General features: G+C 69.4%; 1 protein-coding gene (running past one end of the window). It reads left to right on the forward strand.

All coding sequences use genetic code 11. The annotated features are described in order from the left end of the window. Positions 1-18310, forward strand: partial view of a UvrD-helicase domain-containing protein gene (locus tag AB0D67_RS29090; RefSeq protein ID WP_362942835.1) — the 5' portion only. The gene runs 14888 nt beyond the window's last position; only the first 18310 of its 33198 coding nucleotides appear in the window; the start codon lies at positions 1-3; its stop codon lies beyond the right edge, outside the window.

The raw sequence follows: 18310 nt of genomic DNA on the forward strand, positions 1-18310 counted from the left end.
ATGGCGATCTCCGTCTTACGTGCAGCGCGCCGTCATCCCCTCGTGCGCCGGGTTCAGCGCGCGGTGGCCATCGGACGGCGCCGGGGTGAGTATCTGGCCGGCCAGCGTGGGCAGCGTGCCCGCGCCGCCCAGGCGCACGGCGATGCGGCGCTGGCTGGTTATGCCCGCCAGTTGGAGGCGCAGCTGGCTTTCGCCCAGCCGATCATGCGGCAGGTCTATGATCCGGCCTGGTGGGCTCAGGTCTCGCCTGAGCGGCTGGGGGCGGCCTGGCAGCTGATCGTCAGCTGGGCGGCGCTGGCTGAGCCGGCTGCCCAGGCGGCGCTGGCGCACTTGAGCACGCAGACCGAGGCCCGCTACGGGGTGCGCGTCGACAACATCCGCATGCAGGCGCGTGACGTGGTCGCGTTGCTGGCGCGCGCGTGGTCGCCGCGTGCGCGCGACCCGCAACCCGGGGATGCCGAGGTCGAGGAGCCGGTCTACAGCTACGTGATCCGCGATCTGTGGCAGCAGACGATCGTGGCCCAGCAGATCGGATGCCGGCCCGGCGCCGGAATCGCACCTGCACTGTTCGGCGCTGAGCAGTTGCTGGCTTTCGACGCTGAGCTGAGCGCCGCCACCGGGATCGCGACGCCGGCGCGCTCATACCGGTTCGCGATCGAGGTCTACCAGGGGGAGGACGTCACCGCCGTCCCGCTGGCCGACATCAGCGGCCTGCACGCCGCCGCCTTCCGGCAGCAGGCGCTGGAGCGGCGGGAACGGATCCTGGCCGGAGCCCCGGCCGACGCGCAGGAACTGCGCGATGCGTTACTGGTGGAACGGCGCCGCATCAGCGACCTGATCGCTGTGCATCGACGGCCGGACACCGAGGAGATCGCCCCGGAGCATGGTCCAGCGGTCGAAGGCGCTCTTCAGGAGCAACTCGCCTATGTCCAGGTGCGGTTGGAAGCGACCGAAGCGACGCTGCGCGGGGAAAACGCCGAGCACGTCTACCAGCGCGTCGCCTTGCTGTACTGGTTGGATGATGCCTGGTGGCGCTCAGCCTCGGCTCAGGAGATCACCGAGATCTGGTCGCAGGTCACCGCCTGGGCAGACGGGGCGGCCAAGCGACAGACACTGGACACCCTGGCCGCACAGCTGCATGCCCACCGCGGTGTCACGGTGGCGCCGCAGACCACCCCGGCGCAGCTCCTCGACGAGTTGACCGTGGTGATCGTCGACGAGCCGGCGACCGTGAGCGACGCTGGTCCGCCTCGACCGGCCCCGCCCGCGACTGACGAGCAAGTCTGGCCGGTCCGGTCCTCGGGCGCGGTCCCGCAGACCGGTGACCGCCCCTCAGCTACACCCCGGCAGGAAGCTCCCGACTCCCTCCCGCGGCCGGACGCCGGCGTACAGCAGCCGAGCTCCGATGCCGGTCCGGAAACGACGGCCGCCCCGATCAGCGGCCCGACTGCGGTGCCGCTCGCGTCGGCGCGTCCTCGCTACGACAGCCATGAGCCTGCGACGTCCTTCCCTACCGAGTCCATCAGCCTTGAAGGACCGTCGGTGGCCTCGCCCGCCGTCAGGGACGAGACTCTGCCGCCCGTGCCCGCTTCGCCCTCGGCCCCGGCCGATCTGCAAACGGCGCCCCCACAGCCCTCGGCCGCCGACGCTCCTGGCAGCACACCACACGCCGTGCCGCCAGCCGAACAGCCCAGCACTCCCTCACCTTCGCTTCCAGGTGGCGAGCACGCCACGCCCCCACCTGGCCCTGCGCGCTCATCCGCGCCCACTCCCGCTGACGTTCCCGACGCGGCGACAACGCCGACGAGCGCGGACGCCCCTGCAGCCGCATCTCACGATGCGCCGGTCGCCGATCATCGCCGCAGCGCTCCGGCTGCACTGCCTCCTGCACCGCCGCGCGGTGGTACGGCAGCGCCGCGTGACGCTGCCGCCGAGCCGCCGCCCCGCGAGTTGCCCCCTGTCGCCAGTGCCCCAGAGCCGGGCATCACGCCTGAACCGTCCGCGCCCGCCCGCGCTGCCGTCCCGGTGCCTACCGCACCGGCGGACCCGCCCTCGCACCGGGACGCCCCAGCAGACTTCGATCCGCGCATCGCCGCGGCCTCACCGGAGCCGAAGCGCACGCCGTCACCATCCCTGCCCGGGTCGAGCGACCGGTTCACTTCGGCTGAGGAACTGGACGCCGCACGCACCGCACTCCAGCGTCTCTACCAGGAGTGGGCCAATACCCCAACGGCCAGCCTTCTGCACCTCCAAGAGGAGGAGTTGCGGAACGAGCTCGGCGTAAGCGGCGGGACCAATGAGGGCGCGCTCATCGCGTTGGCCTGGCAGCAGCTTGGTGCCGCCGCCGACGTGCCGGGCCGGGCCGCCACCGGATATGCGGACCTGGCCAAGGTCTGTTCCACCGGGGAGCGACTGCTGGCCGCCCGGCAGGCCTTCGTCACCGCCGAAGACCGCCGCGTCCTGCGGCTGCTGGCCACGCACGCCGACGAGCTGGCCGCAGGACTACGAGCCGCCGAGAGCGGGCCGTCGACGCCTACGGTCCCCGGTGCTGTCCAAGACTTGGATCAGCGCGCCATCACCGACGGCACCCTTCACGGCCCGGCGGCGTCCCGCGGTGAACCTCCTGTCGGTGCCCCGCCTGCGGACCGGCGGCAACCGGCCCTCACCGATGCGCCCACGCCCACCCCGGCGCTGTCCCACACACCGCCGGAACCGCGATCGGGCAGGCGCCTTGCGGGTTCCCAGTTTTCCAATCTCGCGGAACTACGCGCCCATTACCGGCAGCGGGGTAGCGCCCTGGCCGACGAGGCGACCCTCGGGCTGGGCCGCGACGGGTTCCTGGCCTATCACCGGCCCGGCAACCGCGCCGCGTGGCAGTTGCTGCACGCCGCGACCGCGATCCCGGTCCAGGGCGCCGACCCTCTCGGCGGCGACGTGCTACCGGAGCGGGGCGACCAGCAGACGATCCGCCGCCTGGTCGCGCAGATCGAGCACCTGCGCGACGCCCACGGCCGGCCACTGGACTGGAACACCGACGATCCTGCGGTCCTGCGGCAACGTCTGGAGGCCTTCCGCACCGACGATGGAGCGTCCTGGTCGGATGCGCTGCTGCGGTTGACCGCCGAACACGACATCGCCGCTGGACGTCCCCACACCGCGGCGGCCCGCCGCTGGCTGGCCATCCGCATCGATCCGGACCGGCCCGTACTGCCCGAGGGCCACAGCTATGCCGATCAGCTGCAGCCCGGCATGACGCTGATGGTGCGCGAGGACGACCACGATGTGCCGGCCTTTGCCCGTATCACCGCGGTCATGCCAGAACGCGGCTTCGGGCAGTTCCAGGTGCACCTTGACAACGGCACCGCCATCACCGTGCTGCGTAACGACCACCTCATGCTGGGCGAGGCGGCGATCGTACGCGATGGCACCGGAGCGGTGGTTGAGGAACTGGTGCTCGCCGCTGAGCTGTCGCCCGGTCAGTGGGTGCGCTGGACGACTACGGCTGGCTCGATGGGTCTGGAGCTGGCAGATCAGGCATTTCGCCCCGGTGAGACGGTCACGATCACCGGAACGTTCCTCAACCGCGACACGGAGGACCCGTCCCTCATCCAACTCGGCAGCGCGGTGGTCGGCAGTCAGCAGCGCGACCACCTGGTGCAGATTCCCGATGTGCACCAGGTTCCCGCCCCCACCCGCGTCACGCTGCTGCACGCCCCACCACCGCAGCACGCCGAACCCCCGCTCCAGGCGTCCGCACCAGACCTCACCTCCCCCACCACCATCTCCGGCCCTGACCACGTCCCCGCACCGGTAGCGGATGCACCGGCGACTGCACCCGATCCGGCCCCGGCACCATCTCCGCCTGCCGAGCAACGCTCCGGCGGTGACGCGCCTGTCCCCGCCTCGCCCCGTGCGGTCACCGCCCCTTCCCGATCACTAAGTCCGACCGATCCGCCGCCGACCCGACCCGCCCTCGCTGATCGTGGCGCTGCCTCGGATCCCGATGAGCACGAAAAGGTCGGCGGCGATCAGCTGATGCTCGTCGACAGCGAGCCGGCGCCTCGGCCGCGCAGCGCCCCCGCCCGCCGCGGTACCGCCGGTGAACCGGCGAAACCCGCCGCGTCCGCCTCCAGCCTCAAGGCCCCACCGGCGACCGCGCCGCCGTCCCCGCTTACTCCCCTTCCTGCTTCGGCCGCCGACGTCGCCACCGCGGATCCGGTTTCCGGGCCTGCCACCGATGCCGATATCGCCCAGGCACTCGGCCGCCTGTCCCCGTCTCTGCTGGCCACCGTGCTGCGCACCCGCGATGATCCTCGGCATCTGCGCTCCCTGCATCCAGGCCCCGGCAGCATCCGCCCGCCCGATCAACCAGATGCCCAGATCACAACGCAGATCGAGGTCAGCGCCACAGGCCTGCGCATTCGCGCCGACGGACACCGCGAAAGCATCATGACCTGGCCGGAGGTCCTGCAGTGGCTGGAGCCCGCCGCCGAGTCACCCCACTGGACCGTCCTGCGGCATGCCGACCTGCTGCACGCCCGCTATAACAGCGGCTTGGCAAGCTTGCGCCTGATCGGGCAGGAGGACCTGGGCGCGCTCGTGTGCGCCGAGCTCCACGACTACCGACTCCAGGCGGCCACAGCGCTCCTGGAGGCGGCACACACCGCCCGTGCACACACACCGAACGGTCAGCGGGTCGCCCGCATCCGGCCCAAGGCCCGCCGCGATGATGCCGACGACAACGCGCTGCTGTCACTGACCGAGATCGCCCCGGATGACCCTGATATGCGCGCTCCGGCGATCCTGGCGCGCCTGGAGCGGCTGGAGTCCCTGGCTCCCCCGCCGGCAGGTGCGGGTCGGCAGATGCGCCTGTCGGCGCTGCGTGCGGGCGCGGTCATCACGGACCACCACCAGTCCCCATGGCCGTTGCGGCTGAACGGACCGGCCACCACCGCGGCCGGCCGCTTCCAGGTCAACGGCACCCTGCTGCAGCCGGTAGCCGCACAGGCCACCTGGTCCTACCCCGGCACCGGCACGGCCGATGAACCGACGGTGTGGGCGCTGCGGCTGCCCCCCTCCCTGCGGGAACTCGCCGGAACCTTCCCCGTAGAGAGCGCCGGAGCCTCGCACCCGCCAGCTGTGGCCTTTGGCGATCAGGAGACAGCCACCCCCGTGCCCGGGAGAGTTACGGGGTTCACCTCACTGGGCGAGCTGCTGGCCTACCTGGAGAGCGTGCCATCCGAGGCGATGCCCGAGCGGCAGCGGCGGGCCACACCGTTCGCCCCCGCCGACACCGACGACGCCTACGAGGCGAAGATCAAAGCCCGCCAGCAGCTGCTGGGGCACATCCGCCGCTGCAGTGAGCTTGCGCTCAGCCCCGGCGGCCACCTGCTCATCTACACCGACGACCGGGGTCAGTATCAAATCGCTCTGGCGCGGACGCTATTGCACCTGCCCGCGGCGTTCCTGGAAGGACGCGGCGGAGGCGAGATCCTGGCGTTGGCCGCCTGGATCGAAGAGCGCATCCGCGACGCCGACGGCGTCACCTTCCCATGGAGCTCTCCTCAGGCCCGTCACGATCTGCACTCCTGGCGTTCCGCCGATGGGCTTCCCATCCGCCAGGCGATCCAGCGACAGATCGCCGCCTACGACCGCACCCGCGGCGTCTCTTCCCTGGCGGTACGCGAAGACGACGAACACCAGGCCAGCGCCCAGCATCGGCAAGGGCCTCCTGAGGGGCCCATCGGCATCGCCGATGTCACCGTCGGTGCGCGAATCCGGGTGATCTCCCGCCGCGGAGAATGGGCACAAGGCCACGTCCAGGACATCACCGATCACCCTCACCGCCCCATGGTGAAGGTGGTGCGGCTGCGCGACGGCGATGGCACCGAGGTCGACCAGGTGATCGACCCGGCCGAGCACCGCGTCCTGCGACTGCCTGATCTGCAGGCCACACCCGCCGGTCCTAGCGCCGCCGCCCCGGCTTCGCGTATCGGTATCGGTTCCCCCGCGGAGGGCCTTGCCGCTTCCGCCGGTGATCCCGCTGGTCTCCAGGACGCCGATGGCCCGCAGACGCTCGCGGCCGTAGAGAGCGCCGATACCGCACCCGGCATTGCACCTCCGCTCCCAGGTCTTTCCCCGGGCGGCATTTCTGACGGTGACCGTGCATCCGCTCCCGGTGCTGCGATTCGGCCGGCCGGCGACGCCCCTGTGGAAGAGCTGGACGATCCCCCGTCGACGTCTTCCTGGTTTTCCGGTCTGTTCTCCGATCCGACCATGCCGCCGCAGGAGCACGCGCAGGTACTGGAGGCGATCGATGCCCTAGCCGAGGTGGCGCTGGCTCATCCGGGTCTGCGCCGCGCCGCCGCCGAGCTGGAGCTGCGCGACTTCGAAGTCCGGATCTTCCCGTTCTGGCTCACCGAGCAGATCCGCACCTCTCCCGCCGTGCCCGCGGTGTTGCGCCGTACCTACTTCACCGCCAAGGGCACGCAAGAGATGCTCTATATCCGCCTGGCGCGCTATCTCCATGGCCGCTGGCAGCGTATGGAGGCGACCCCGCCGGCGACCACGGCGCCGATCCCGGTCAGCGATGCGTCCACCGATCGGATCATGCAAGGGCTGCGGGATCAATACGCCTACGGCCACAACCCGATCTTCCACGACGACGGCCGCGTCCACATTCACGTCTCCCTCCAAGGCGACACCCTCCCGCTAGATGTCGCCGCAGAACGGCACGCGCCCACGCTCGGTATCCGCTCCCGGCCTCTCACTGACATCGACCTGAGGAGCGCGCTGGGACGGTTCAGCCGTTCATGGCTGGCCCGGGCACTGCGCGCCGCCGATGATTCCAGTCTCACCGCGGGGCTGTTTCCCACAGGCCACAGCGGCTACCGCAACGCCGGCGAAGCCGATACGGGGGCCTTTGAGACCATCCACACCGACAGCGGCGGCATCGAGATCCAGGTCGAGACCACTGCCGGTACCCGGCGGGGGCGGTTCGGCTGGCCGACCCTGCTGCGCCGGTTGCGTGAGCGGGTCCCAGATGAGCAGCGCCGCATCCTGCTGGCCGCCCATGCCGCTCTGGCCGGCTACCGTGAGCACCGGGAGCATTTCGCGCTCACCGGGCACGAAGCGCTGCGAGACCACGCCGTCGCCGAGCTGGTGTCCATCGCCGATGCGGCCGGCGCCGCCATCGCGCAGACGGCGGCTACCGCACCGGCCCCTTCCCAGCCGGAGATGCCGACGCTGTTCGACGGCGACGGCTCGCCCGACGACGCCGTTGACGTCGACGCCGTACTGGCGCGCATCGCCGAACTCAGCGCGGTCCTGCCCGAAGCGCGCACCACGGGGGCACGTCTCTCGCAGCTGCGTCCAGGTGACGTGGTGCACCGCCCCGAGGACAGCAGCGCCCCCTTGCTCGTCACCCAGGAACCCGCCGAGATCGACGGCCGCTTGACCGTAACGGGGGTTGTGCTCACCGCCGGCGTACGCGGTGAGACCCTGACATGGCCACCACCCGGGCGCAACTCCACACCGGACCCCCAAGTCATCGTGCTACACCTGCCCGGCTCCTTGGAGGGCATCGTCAGCGCGCCTCCAGCGACCACGACAACCCCGCACGCAGAACCGCTCGCGGTACCGCCGACGACCACCGTGTCGACGGCAAGCGCGGCACACGGCCCCGCAGATGCCTCCCCACCACATCTACCAGCGGCACCTACGGAATCCTTGGCCAGCGGACCGGCACCCACCCTTCCTCCCACGGTTCAGCACCCCAGCACAGCACCGGCCACGCCCGCGGCCGCCGACGCCAGCAGCGGCGAGGAAGGACAGGAGGATCATCGCGAGGCGCGATTGACCGCCGCGGTGGACGACCTGTGGGCGATCACCCTGCCCAAGGCGATCTTCGCCCCCACCGATGTGGCCCGTATTCAACAGGCCATCGCGGATCTGGCCGAAACCCTCCCCGGACCTCACCCGGTGGAGATCTACCGCTGCTGGGCGGTCCTGCAGCATGTCCTCAACAACGTAGAAGTCCCGGCTGACCCTCCGGCCGCCACCGCGGCCAGCCAGGAACGAGAGCGGCTGCTGGCGCTGGCACGCACCGCCCTGTCCGCCCGCGAACACTCCTCCTATCACCGCACGCCGATCACCATCGAGTCGCTGATTCCGGATGCCCACCCGAACCCATCGGCGATCACCCGAGCGGTCAGCACGCTGACCGCGCTTGCGCTGGCTGAGGTGCCGTTGCGGGCCTCGGCCGCCACCTTGGAGCCGGACGACTTCACCGAGCGCGTCTTTTCCGTCTGGCTGGTACGGCTGATACGCGCCGAACAGGTGGAGCTACCGCCGGAGTTTCGCGCCTTCTACTTCTCCAACCGCCAAAAGGATCTCCACCAGCGGCTGGCCGCGGCGGTGCGCGGCATCGTCGCCGTCGATGGCATCGACCCCGTTGACGCCGCCGCATCGGTCGAGCCCGCCCAGCCGGCCACCGAGGCCGAACGCATCCAAGATGAGATCCTCATCGCGCTGCGCGCCGCCGGAGTCATCTACCGGATGACCTATCGGGAAAGCGGGCTGACCTTTATCTGGATGACGCACAACGGCAAGAGGCAAGAGAACGACTCCCTGCCGCTGGATGTCGCCGCCGCCCGGTTCGCCCCCCACCTGGGCATCACACCCAAGCCGTTGCGCGATGCCGACGTCATCGCCGGCCTGAGCGGATACAACACCCACTGGTGGGCGCACTTCGTGTCCGTGATGGACGACCCTGCCGGACTACGGGATCTCACCTCCCGCGCCAACGGCAGAGGAAACACCGTCACCACCGCTCAGGGTCTGTCCATGGAGGTGCACGCTGCAGACGGCACCCGCCGCGGGGTCGTGCCCTGGGAGCAGATCATCGACCGGTGGATTCGGCCCGGCCTGACTCACGAGCAACGGCACATCCTGGTAGAGGCCATGGCTGCCTACCAGCACTTCATGCAAGGCCATGAAGTATTCACCATCACCGATACCGACAAGCACGCCTCCGCTCTCCTCCGAGAGCTGAACACCTACGCCGCCGCGGTCCGTGATGAGGCGATGGCTTTCGCCGCCCGCACCCCCCTTGGCCCCATCGGCTCACCGTCATCGGCCGGCACTTCGGCGCCCCAGGCGGAGGACCTGTTCTCGTCCGCAGCACACGATGACGAGCAGACGCGCTCGACGACGCACCAAGAAGTGCTGGACCGCATCAGCGAGTTGACGGCCGAGGTCCCCGACCGGTGGGAGACCACCACGGCCCTGTCGCAACTGCGGGCCGGGGACGCGCTGGGATCGCTCCGCCGTGACATGCGGCTGTTCGTCTTGACCGAAGACCCGCGCGATGCCGGCGATGAGGTGATCGTGACCGGCCGCGTCCTGCACCGCGGCGTCTACGCTGAGCCCTCCACGCGGACCATCGCCAAGGACAGCGGCGACCCGCAGCCGACGGTGATGCTGCCGCGCTTCACGCCCTTACCGCCGGAACTCACCTACGACCACCCTCCTTCCGCCGACGCCCCGGTGCAGGAGCAGACCGCCGCCGCAGTGGCGCAGCCCGAGCCCGGCTTCCTCGAGCCGAGAGGGAACACCCTCGCGCTCACCGATGTCGACATCCTCTACGCCATCACCGCCCAGGACTCGCAATTCCTGGCCGCGCTCATCCGCAGCATCGACGACCGCACCGCTCTCAACCATGTGATCTCCGGGCAACACGGATCCAGCGGCCCCCGCTTCGGCGGCCCCGAACCCGGCCTGCACCAACTGATCCAGGTCCAGCGCAAGGGCATACAGATCACGGTGCACGCCTCGGACGGAACCCGGCACGGACTGGTGACGTGGGAAAACCTACGGCAGTGGATCACCCCAGGCCTTGACCCCCGCCTACGCGATGCAATCTTGACCGCCTCATCAGTGCAGAGCCGCTACGTCGCGGCCCGGGAGGTCTTCACCGCGATCGGGGAATCCCACCTGTCTGCAATGGCCCGTCAGGAGATCGACACCCTCCTGCACGATCTGCAGGCCACCCTCCTTGAGCGCGCCCTGCACGCCAACCAGACCAACCCCGACGGACAGGCTCGGCGCACAAGCCGTACACCAACGATCCCGGAAAATGCCGCCACGCTGTTCGACCTCGGCACCGACGCCGAAGCGGATGATCCCTACGCCGCGCCCCTGCAGCGCCTGCGCGATCTTTCAGCGGTCCTGCCCGACCGCTGGCACGACTCCACACCGCTGAGCCAGATCCAGCCAGGCAGCTTCTACAACCACGCGGGCTACGCCGGCGCGGTGTGCCGCATCACCGCGCTTCCCGTCGACCACGGCGAGTACGTCGAGATCACCGGTGAACTGCTCAACGGCGAGGCCGTCACCGGCCGTTGGTACAAAAACAGCACCTCCGCCTCGCGTTCCGGCATCGAGCACACGGTGGAAATCTTGGTGCTGCCGGGTTCTCTTGCATCGCTGTTCCCCTCCGCGCCAGCCGGCACGCCCACCACCTCCATCCACGCTCCGCAGACCACCGCCCCGACCGATCACCTCGAAACCTCACCCGAACCGGCCACGCATGCCCCCGCCGCTGCCAGCCCGGCCGAACCGCTCGCACTGGTCGACTCCGACATCGCCTACGCTCTGCGCCGGCCCGGTTCTCGCTTCCTGGCCGCGCTCATCCGCAGCATCGACGACCACACCGCCCTCAACGATGTGATCTCCAGTCATCGCAGCTTCGGCGATCCCCGCTCCGATGGTCCCGATTCCCAACCGGCCCGGAGACTGTCCATACGGCGCAACGGCATGGAGATCGAAGCTCACGCCCCGGACGGCGCCCGTGCAGAAGTGGTGCCATGGAGTCTCCTGCGCAAGTGGATCACTTCCGGGGTGCCTCCGCACCTACGGCAAACGTTCCTGACGGCATCCTCGGCGGAAACCGCCTACACCTCGGCCTCAACGCATTTCGCCGCCATCGGTGAGCTCGACCTACGCCGCATGGCATTGCAGGAGATCACAACGCTTCTGGAGGACCTGACCGACACCATCGTCGGTCGCATTCTGTATGCCCGCCAAGCGGACGCCTCCACACTGGCCTCGGCGGAGCCTCGAACTCACGTGGCCACCGAAGCTGCGACCACACTGTTTGACCTGAACGAGCAGTCCCCGGCGCCGGAGGCACCTTACGCCGAGCATGTGCAGCGTCTGCAGGAACTCTTCGCGGCCTTGCCGAAACGCTGGTACACCCCTACGCCGATCAGCCAGGTACAACCTGGAAGTTTCTATCTGTACCAGGGCCAAAGCCCATGCCGTATCACCGCGCCCCCCGTCGACCATGACGAGGAGGTCGAGCTGATCGGTGAGCTACTGGACGGCCAACCCGTCACCCGACGCTGGAGCAAAGCCGGCCATGAGGCAGACGCTGAGCGCACGGTGGACATCCTTGAGTTGCCGAGTTCGCTGACACCGTTGTTTCCTGCCGCTCCAGACCATCCCGCCACCACGTCGTTCCACAGCTCCCCGGTCTCTTCATCGGCCGAGCCCGCCACAACAGACCTGCGTCAACAAAGCGACGAATCCTCTTCCCCCGCACCAACCGCGCGAAGTCAACGGGATGCTTACTATCCGACGGCAGGAATCTTCGACGCCAAGGTCACCGGCCAGCTGCGCCAAGCCGCCACCACCCTTCGACAGGTGTTGCGCAACGGCACAGCCGCCGAACTGGATCTTGCCTACGGTGCGTTCTCCGAGGCTGTTCGCGCTCCCCTGGCTGGCTCCTCACCCTTCGATCCCGGTCCGGCAGTCCACGAAGTCGACCGGATGTTGTATCACGCCGCCACGGCGTGCAACGAACGCGCCATCGATCTCATCCTGGCGAGTGCCGCCGTCTACGGGCTCACCGAGGAGGCAGTCGCCCCCCACATCGATAAGCAGCGGAACAAGGTCCGGCCGCTGGAGGGGGTGGCGGCCTACGTCCAGCGCATGGAGTCCTGGGAGCCGGACCAGCTCGACAAGGCCGTGATGGCGTTACACGCCGAGCGCCACACCGAACGCGCGGTCGATCCACGGATTCTGCTGGCCCTGTCGGTCACCCACCCCCACGGTCCCGGGGCGGACTACCTGGCCGGGGCGGATCTGGCCCACACCTGCTACGTGGACAACGACCTCGTGGCAGCGTGGACCGCCGGGGAGGACACTGTGCGCGGCGCTGCTGACTACGCCCGCGCCCGCGCCCATGTGCCGGCTGGCCGACACGACCTGGATCCCGCCGGGTGGGCGGCGCTCGTCGAGGGACTAGATCGTATCTGCGCCTGGCAGCTGACCATGCCCGATCCCGGACGCATCCAAGCGGCCGCGGCCCGTCTGGGGCTTCCCGACGCACCTGCCGGGGCAGAAGGCATGGGGTATGCGCTGCGCCGCGATCTCATCATCCAGACCCGCACCCATCTAGCTCGACTGCTGGCGTGGTCCGATACCGCCTTGCAGGTCGACGTCATGGAGCTGCACGCTCTGCTGGACCACCACGACCGCGCGCCCGAGTTGCCCTCTTCGCGGCGTGCGGAAGTCACCGCAGATGTTTTCGCCCGTCTGATCGCCTGGGATGCGATCTTGATGCATACCGCGGCTACCCGTCCTGACCGGCCGCTGATCGCCGGTCCTGCCTATCGCTCCGGCATCACGCTGGCCCGGCGCCTGCGGGTGGAATCCCGCGACGCGGAGACCTTTGTCGCCACGGTGCGTGCCGCCGACCGCGATGCGTTGATCGGCGCGGCCGACTACGCCCGGGCCCGCGGAATCGATCACCAGCTGATGCCTTCAGGATCCGAGCTGAAAGATGAAGGGCAGCGCTGGCAGAACCTGGCCACCGATATCTGGGCCGCCTTGGGCCTTACTCCCGAGCAGCGGCCCGAACTGCCCGGGCGCCCCCTCAGTGGGCTTTTCTCTGCCGAGCACCTGGCGGCGGAGGCCTCTGCCCCGCCGGACTCACCGGGCGAGACCGCGCCCTCGGATGCCGCAAAGGAGCAGCTTCCCCGCCAGGAGGCTGATTCTGCGTTCACACCGCCGTTCGCCCCCGCGGCCGGAGTGTTCGCCCCAGTGGTTCACCAGCGGCTCCTTCAGCATGCGCTGGCCTATCAAGAGGCCCTGGACAGCCGTAACGCTGCCCACATCGACGAGCGCTACCAGCAGCTGGTCGCCGCGGTGCGGGCCGCGGTTGCCAATCTAGACCCGCCCCGCCAGGCGCTCGAGGTGCGCGAGCGGGACCGCATGCTGGACCAGGCACGCCAGGCGGGAACTGAGGTGGCTGCCGACATCACCCGGCGGATCGCTCTGGCCAACGGCGCCACCACCGCCGAAGCCGACAACTTCGCCCGCCGGCAGCGCCTCACCGCCGAGCCGCTGGCCGGCGTCAGCCGCCTGGCCGCGTTCATGGCCCCCCGGACACCCGCGCAGCTGGACACATCCGCCATGGTCATGCGCGCCCAGCTAGACGTCGGCCTGTTCAGCAACGAAAGTGCCCTGCCAGCGCTGTCGGTGGTCCAAACCCGGCCGCCGAGTCCTGCCTACCTTGCCGGGGCCGACCTCGCCCGGTCCGTGCACCTTCAGCATGACACAGGCGATGCCTGGATCGCCGATGAAGAGGCCCTGCGCGGCGCCGTGGACTACGCCCAGGCGCGCACGGATCTCAACCCCAGCTACGCGCCCGCCGAGGTGCGCGCCTGGGTGCCTACTCGTGACGATCTGACACAGGTGTGGTCCGTTCGCCGCCCCGAGATGGATGCCGCCCGGCTGCACCGCCTGGCCCATGCCCTGCACCTGCCCGGCCTGCCGCTCAAGACGCTGGCCGATCTCACTGCCGTCGATCGCGCCCAGACCGCAGACGCCCGCGACCGGCACCTCACCATGTTGGAGAGCAGCGGTGATGCCGAGTTGCACGCTGAGGGCATGATAATCCGGGCGCTGCTCGATCTACTCACTGACGCCCCGCACCTGTCGGCAGAGCAGCGCCGGGCCTGCTTGGAGCACGTGTTGCTCATCCGGCTTCCCGCATGGGATGCCATCACCGCCCGCCACGCCCGCGATGCCCAGCGCGCGCCGCTGCCGGAGCCGGCCTATCTGCAGGGCGCTGACCTCGCCCGGCGCCTGCATGAGCAACGACCGGACGCCGACGACGCCTGGACCTTCCTGGACGGCTGTGATCCGCAGACGCTGCGCGGCGCCAGTACCTATGCCTTCGCCCGCAGCAGCCTGGTGTCCCTAGAGTCCGCCCCGCAGGAGCAGCCGCCGGTCACGGCGTGGAAGCTCATCGTTGAAAAGATCAGTGAGCACAGCGGCATCACGCCCGGAGCCGCTCCCGCCCCCATGCCTGACCTGGACTCCGTCGCGCCTGTCGACGTGCCCGCCGAACCGGCGTTCCTGCCCGCGCCAGGGGTGTTCGCCTCGGAGGAACACAAGCAGGTGCACGCCGCGGTCACCGCATATCAGCAGGCGTTGGACAGCGACAATCCCTATCGCATCGGCCGCGCTTTGGAAAGCCTGGCCGAAGCGGTGCGCCAGGCCACCGCCACGCTGGATCCCCAGCGGCGCCAAGCCGAACACGACCGAATCATGGAACCCGCCCGGCAGGCATCCCTGGAGGCCGGTGCGGCGATCATCCGCTGGGCCGCCCTGGCCAACGGAGCCAGCACTGATGAGGCCGAGCAGCTCGCCCGCCAGCACTTGGCCGCCCTTCGACCGCTTTCTCCGGCCAGCACGCAGAGCCATTCCCTGCACGGCTACGGCCCGCATCAACTCGATGCCCGCGCCATGGATCTGCGGGCCCGTCTGGACACCAACACCGCCATCGATGAGGTCGCCCTGGCCGCTTTGGCGGTGGCGCAACGCCAACCGCCCAGCCCGGCCTATCTGGCCGGAGCCGCCCTGGCCCGGAACCTGTACACCGCTACCAGCCTGGATGCGGCCTGGCGCGCCGAGCCCGACAGTGTGCGCGGCGCGGTGGACTACACCGCCGCGCGCGCCGCCCTGCACCCCGATCTGACACCTTCCTGGGGGGCGCTGCGTGATCGCCTGGCCCTGGTCTATGACCAGCAGCGCCCCGACATGGACGCCGACCGGCTCCAGCGCATCGCCCGGGCCATCGCCATGCCCGACCCCCCGATCGAACTGCTGGCCTTCTTCACCGACGACGAGCGCACCGCAGCAGCCGCCGAGGTAACCGGTCACGCCCGCGTTCTGGCCGGGGACGATGCGGCCGTGTCCTACGAGGCGGTGCGCCTGCAGGCCGCCCTTGAGCATCTGAGCCGCTGGACGGAGATCGATCCGGCCGGCAAGCGGGCTCATCTGGTACGGGAGCTGCTGGTGTGCGCTCCGGCATGGGACATGGCGGTCGGCCGTACCGCGGCGCTGGAGAACTACTCCCCGCTTCCCGCACCCGCCTACCTGGACGGGATCGCGCTGGCCAAACACCTGTACGCTCAGCGGCTGGACACTCCGGCCCTCGTGGCGCAGATCGACCAGCTGCCGCGCGAGACGCTGCGCGGCGCCGCCGACTACGCCCAAGCCCGGTGGGACGCCCGGCCCATCCCGGATACTCCTGCCTGGCCGCGCGAGGTGGAGCGCTGGCGGCATATCGGCGATCAGATCCGCATCCACGCGGGCTTCATGGCCGAACCAGAAATCGATCTTGAAGCGTTGTACGGGGCCGGCCCGATCCCCAACATTCACCCCTATGAGGTCGAACAGGACACCGAACTCCAGCGCACCTGGCACGACCTGCACGGGTGTGAGCCGGCCACCTGCTCCCTCGGTGATCTCGACGACACCCGCGCCGCACAGTTGCGCCGTGCCCTGGACATCACCGGCCACCTCACCGAGCTCGGCATCCCCACCGGCAGCCACGCCGTGGCTTGGGAGGCTGACACGCGCACCCTGTACGTGCGCTGGCAGCCCGCAGGCTCAGAGGCGCCGTGGAGTTTCCCCGTCGACGACAGCCCCGGAAACGTCCAGATCTACCGGGGCGATCAGCTACTGCTCACCGCATCGCTGGCCATCTCGGCGGCCACGCCTCCCGAACAGGCCGCCCGCGCGTTCCACGCCTTCCTGATCGAGACCGCAGGCCTACCCGACCTCAACCGGCCCGACCGTCCGACCGGAGTCCCGCAAGCAGAAGCCGACGCCGATCCGGGTGAGCAGGCCCGCCAGCGGCTGACGGCGCTGGCCGCCAGCGCGCACCTGGTCCCCTCGCCGCAGGGGCACATGCTGGTCGCCGGCGATGAGAACAGCCTGCAGATCGTGACCTCTTTCGCCGGCCTGCAGATCGTGCCCGCCGCACTTCTTGAGGGCCGATCCGTCGAAGAAACGGCCGAGCTGGCCGCCGTAGTGGAAAGTCAGCTGCGCGACGGTGAGGACCAGCCGTTCCCCTGGCGGCTGACCGACCACACCACGCACACCGGCTGGACTTCGGCGCGCGGTCTCAATCTGCACCGTGACGTCATCCACCTGATCGCCCGCTACGACCGCCAGCACGGCCGCAGCCACTCCATCGCGCTCACCCACGACAACGAACGCATCTGGGCCGAGCACCACACCCGCCAAGGCCGCCCGCTCGGACGGATCGACCGCCACGACATCCGCCCTGGCGACCGGCTGCGAATCATCGGTGATCGCGGCCGCGGCTGGCACTTCGATGAGCGCGAGGTCCTCATCGAGGCGGCCGAGGACGCGGTCCGCCAGCTCGGCGCACGCGGCACCGAAATCGACATCACCGGCGACGACGGCCGCACTCTGACCCTTACCCTCACCTCCGCCGATGCCCTGATCCGGCTCGGCGACCTGTGGGCGCTGCCCGACGCCACTTCCTCGTCCTCCCCTGCAGGCGCCGAAACCGGCCCCGGGGTGAAGGACGTCCCTTTCATCGATCCAATCGAGATCGTCGATCTCCAGCCCCAGCAGGAAGTCCCTGCCACAACTCCGACAGCGGCGCAGCACGCCTTTGAAGGAGGCGGAGCGCCCTCCGCGCACCACACCCCTGTCAAGGCGATTCCGTTTGAATGGGCGCTTGAAGGCAAGCAGCCCGGCAGCGAGTACGACTACGAACTGCTGTCTTCAAGCAACGACCGACTATCCCAGGTGTTCGAAGGGATCAGAGGCCGCTACCCCATGGCTGTCTCCGTCGGACTTCCTCAGGTGACCGTCACGGTTGCGGCGACCAAAGACGGCGAACACATCTCTCAGTATGTGATCATGGCAATTCAGGATTGGTCCGGGCACCGGGATGCCAATAATCGCCGGATTGCCTACACCCGCTGGTTCTACGTTCCCTACGAAGAACTGGCGGCACACCGAGTGTCGTACGAGGCGCTTTATCACGCCTTCACGAGCCTGCCCGCGACTCCGACGCCTCCGCTAACGGTGAACGTGCCGCAGCTCGATCCGGCCACCTTCGCATCCGGACCCGATGCAATATCCGCAGCATCGCTCCTGATGACGGGTCGGCCGGTCTGCATTGTGGGCGCGGAGAACGTCGCGATAATCGAGCGGTTGCGCTTCCTGGATACCGTCGCTGCTCTTCTTCCGTACGGCATGCGGGCCAAGCTGACAGCGGCCACATGGACCAGCAGCACGACGACACATAAGATCCGGCTGTTCTTCGCTCGGCATGCCCCAGAAGGCGCCTATGCGATCACTTGGGGGCGCGGGGCTCAGATCACCCAACGCGACGACCCTGCGGGGATCTACTATGACCTGCTGACCCGCCTGGATACCCAGCTCCCCGACGTTCTCGCCGCGCTCGCCGGGAAGACTGATCCGCTGTCGTTCACCGCAGAGGACCGGTCCACCATGGTGAGGCTACTGGAGCACATCGGTGACCGAGAACTCACGCACGGCCCCGAGATCGACGCCACCGATGAAGACGGCCGCCCCGCCAGGATTACCCCCACCTCCGCGCTCGCCACCGAGCTGCGGCGCACCTGGCACGAACTGCACGGCTGTGACCCCGCCCACTGCTCGCTGGGCGATCTCGACGACATCCGCGCCGAGCAGTTGCGCCGTGCCCTGGACATCACCGCTCACCTCACCCGGCTGGGTATCTCCGCCGGCAGCCACGCCGTGGTGTGGGAGGCCGGCAGCCGCACCTTTCGCGTGCGTTGGCAGCCCCCGGGACAGGATCTGCCGTGGAGCCTCACCGTCGACGACAGTCCCGAACGGGCGATGGTCCACTGGGGCAATCAGTGGCTGCTCACCGGATCGCCGAAGATCTCGGCAACGACGCCTCCCTCCGAGGCCGCCCGCGCCTTCCATG

It is taken from the genome of Streptosporangium sp. NPDC048047, assembly GCF_040653115.1.
In the GTDB taxonomy this organism is placed as follows: Bacteria; Actinomycetota; Actinomycetes; order Streptosporangiales; family Streptosporangiaceae; genus Streptosporangium.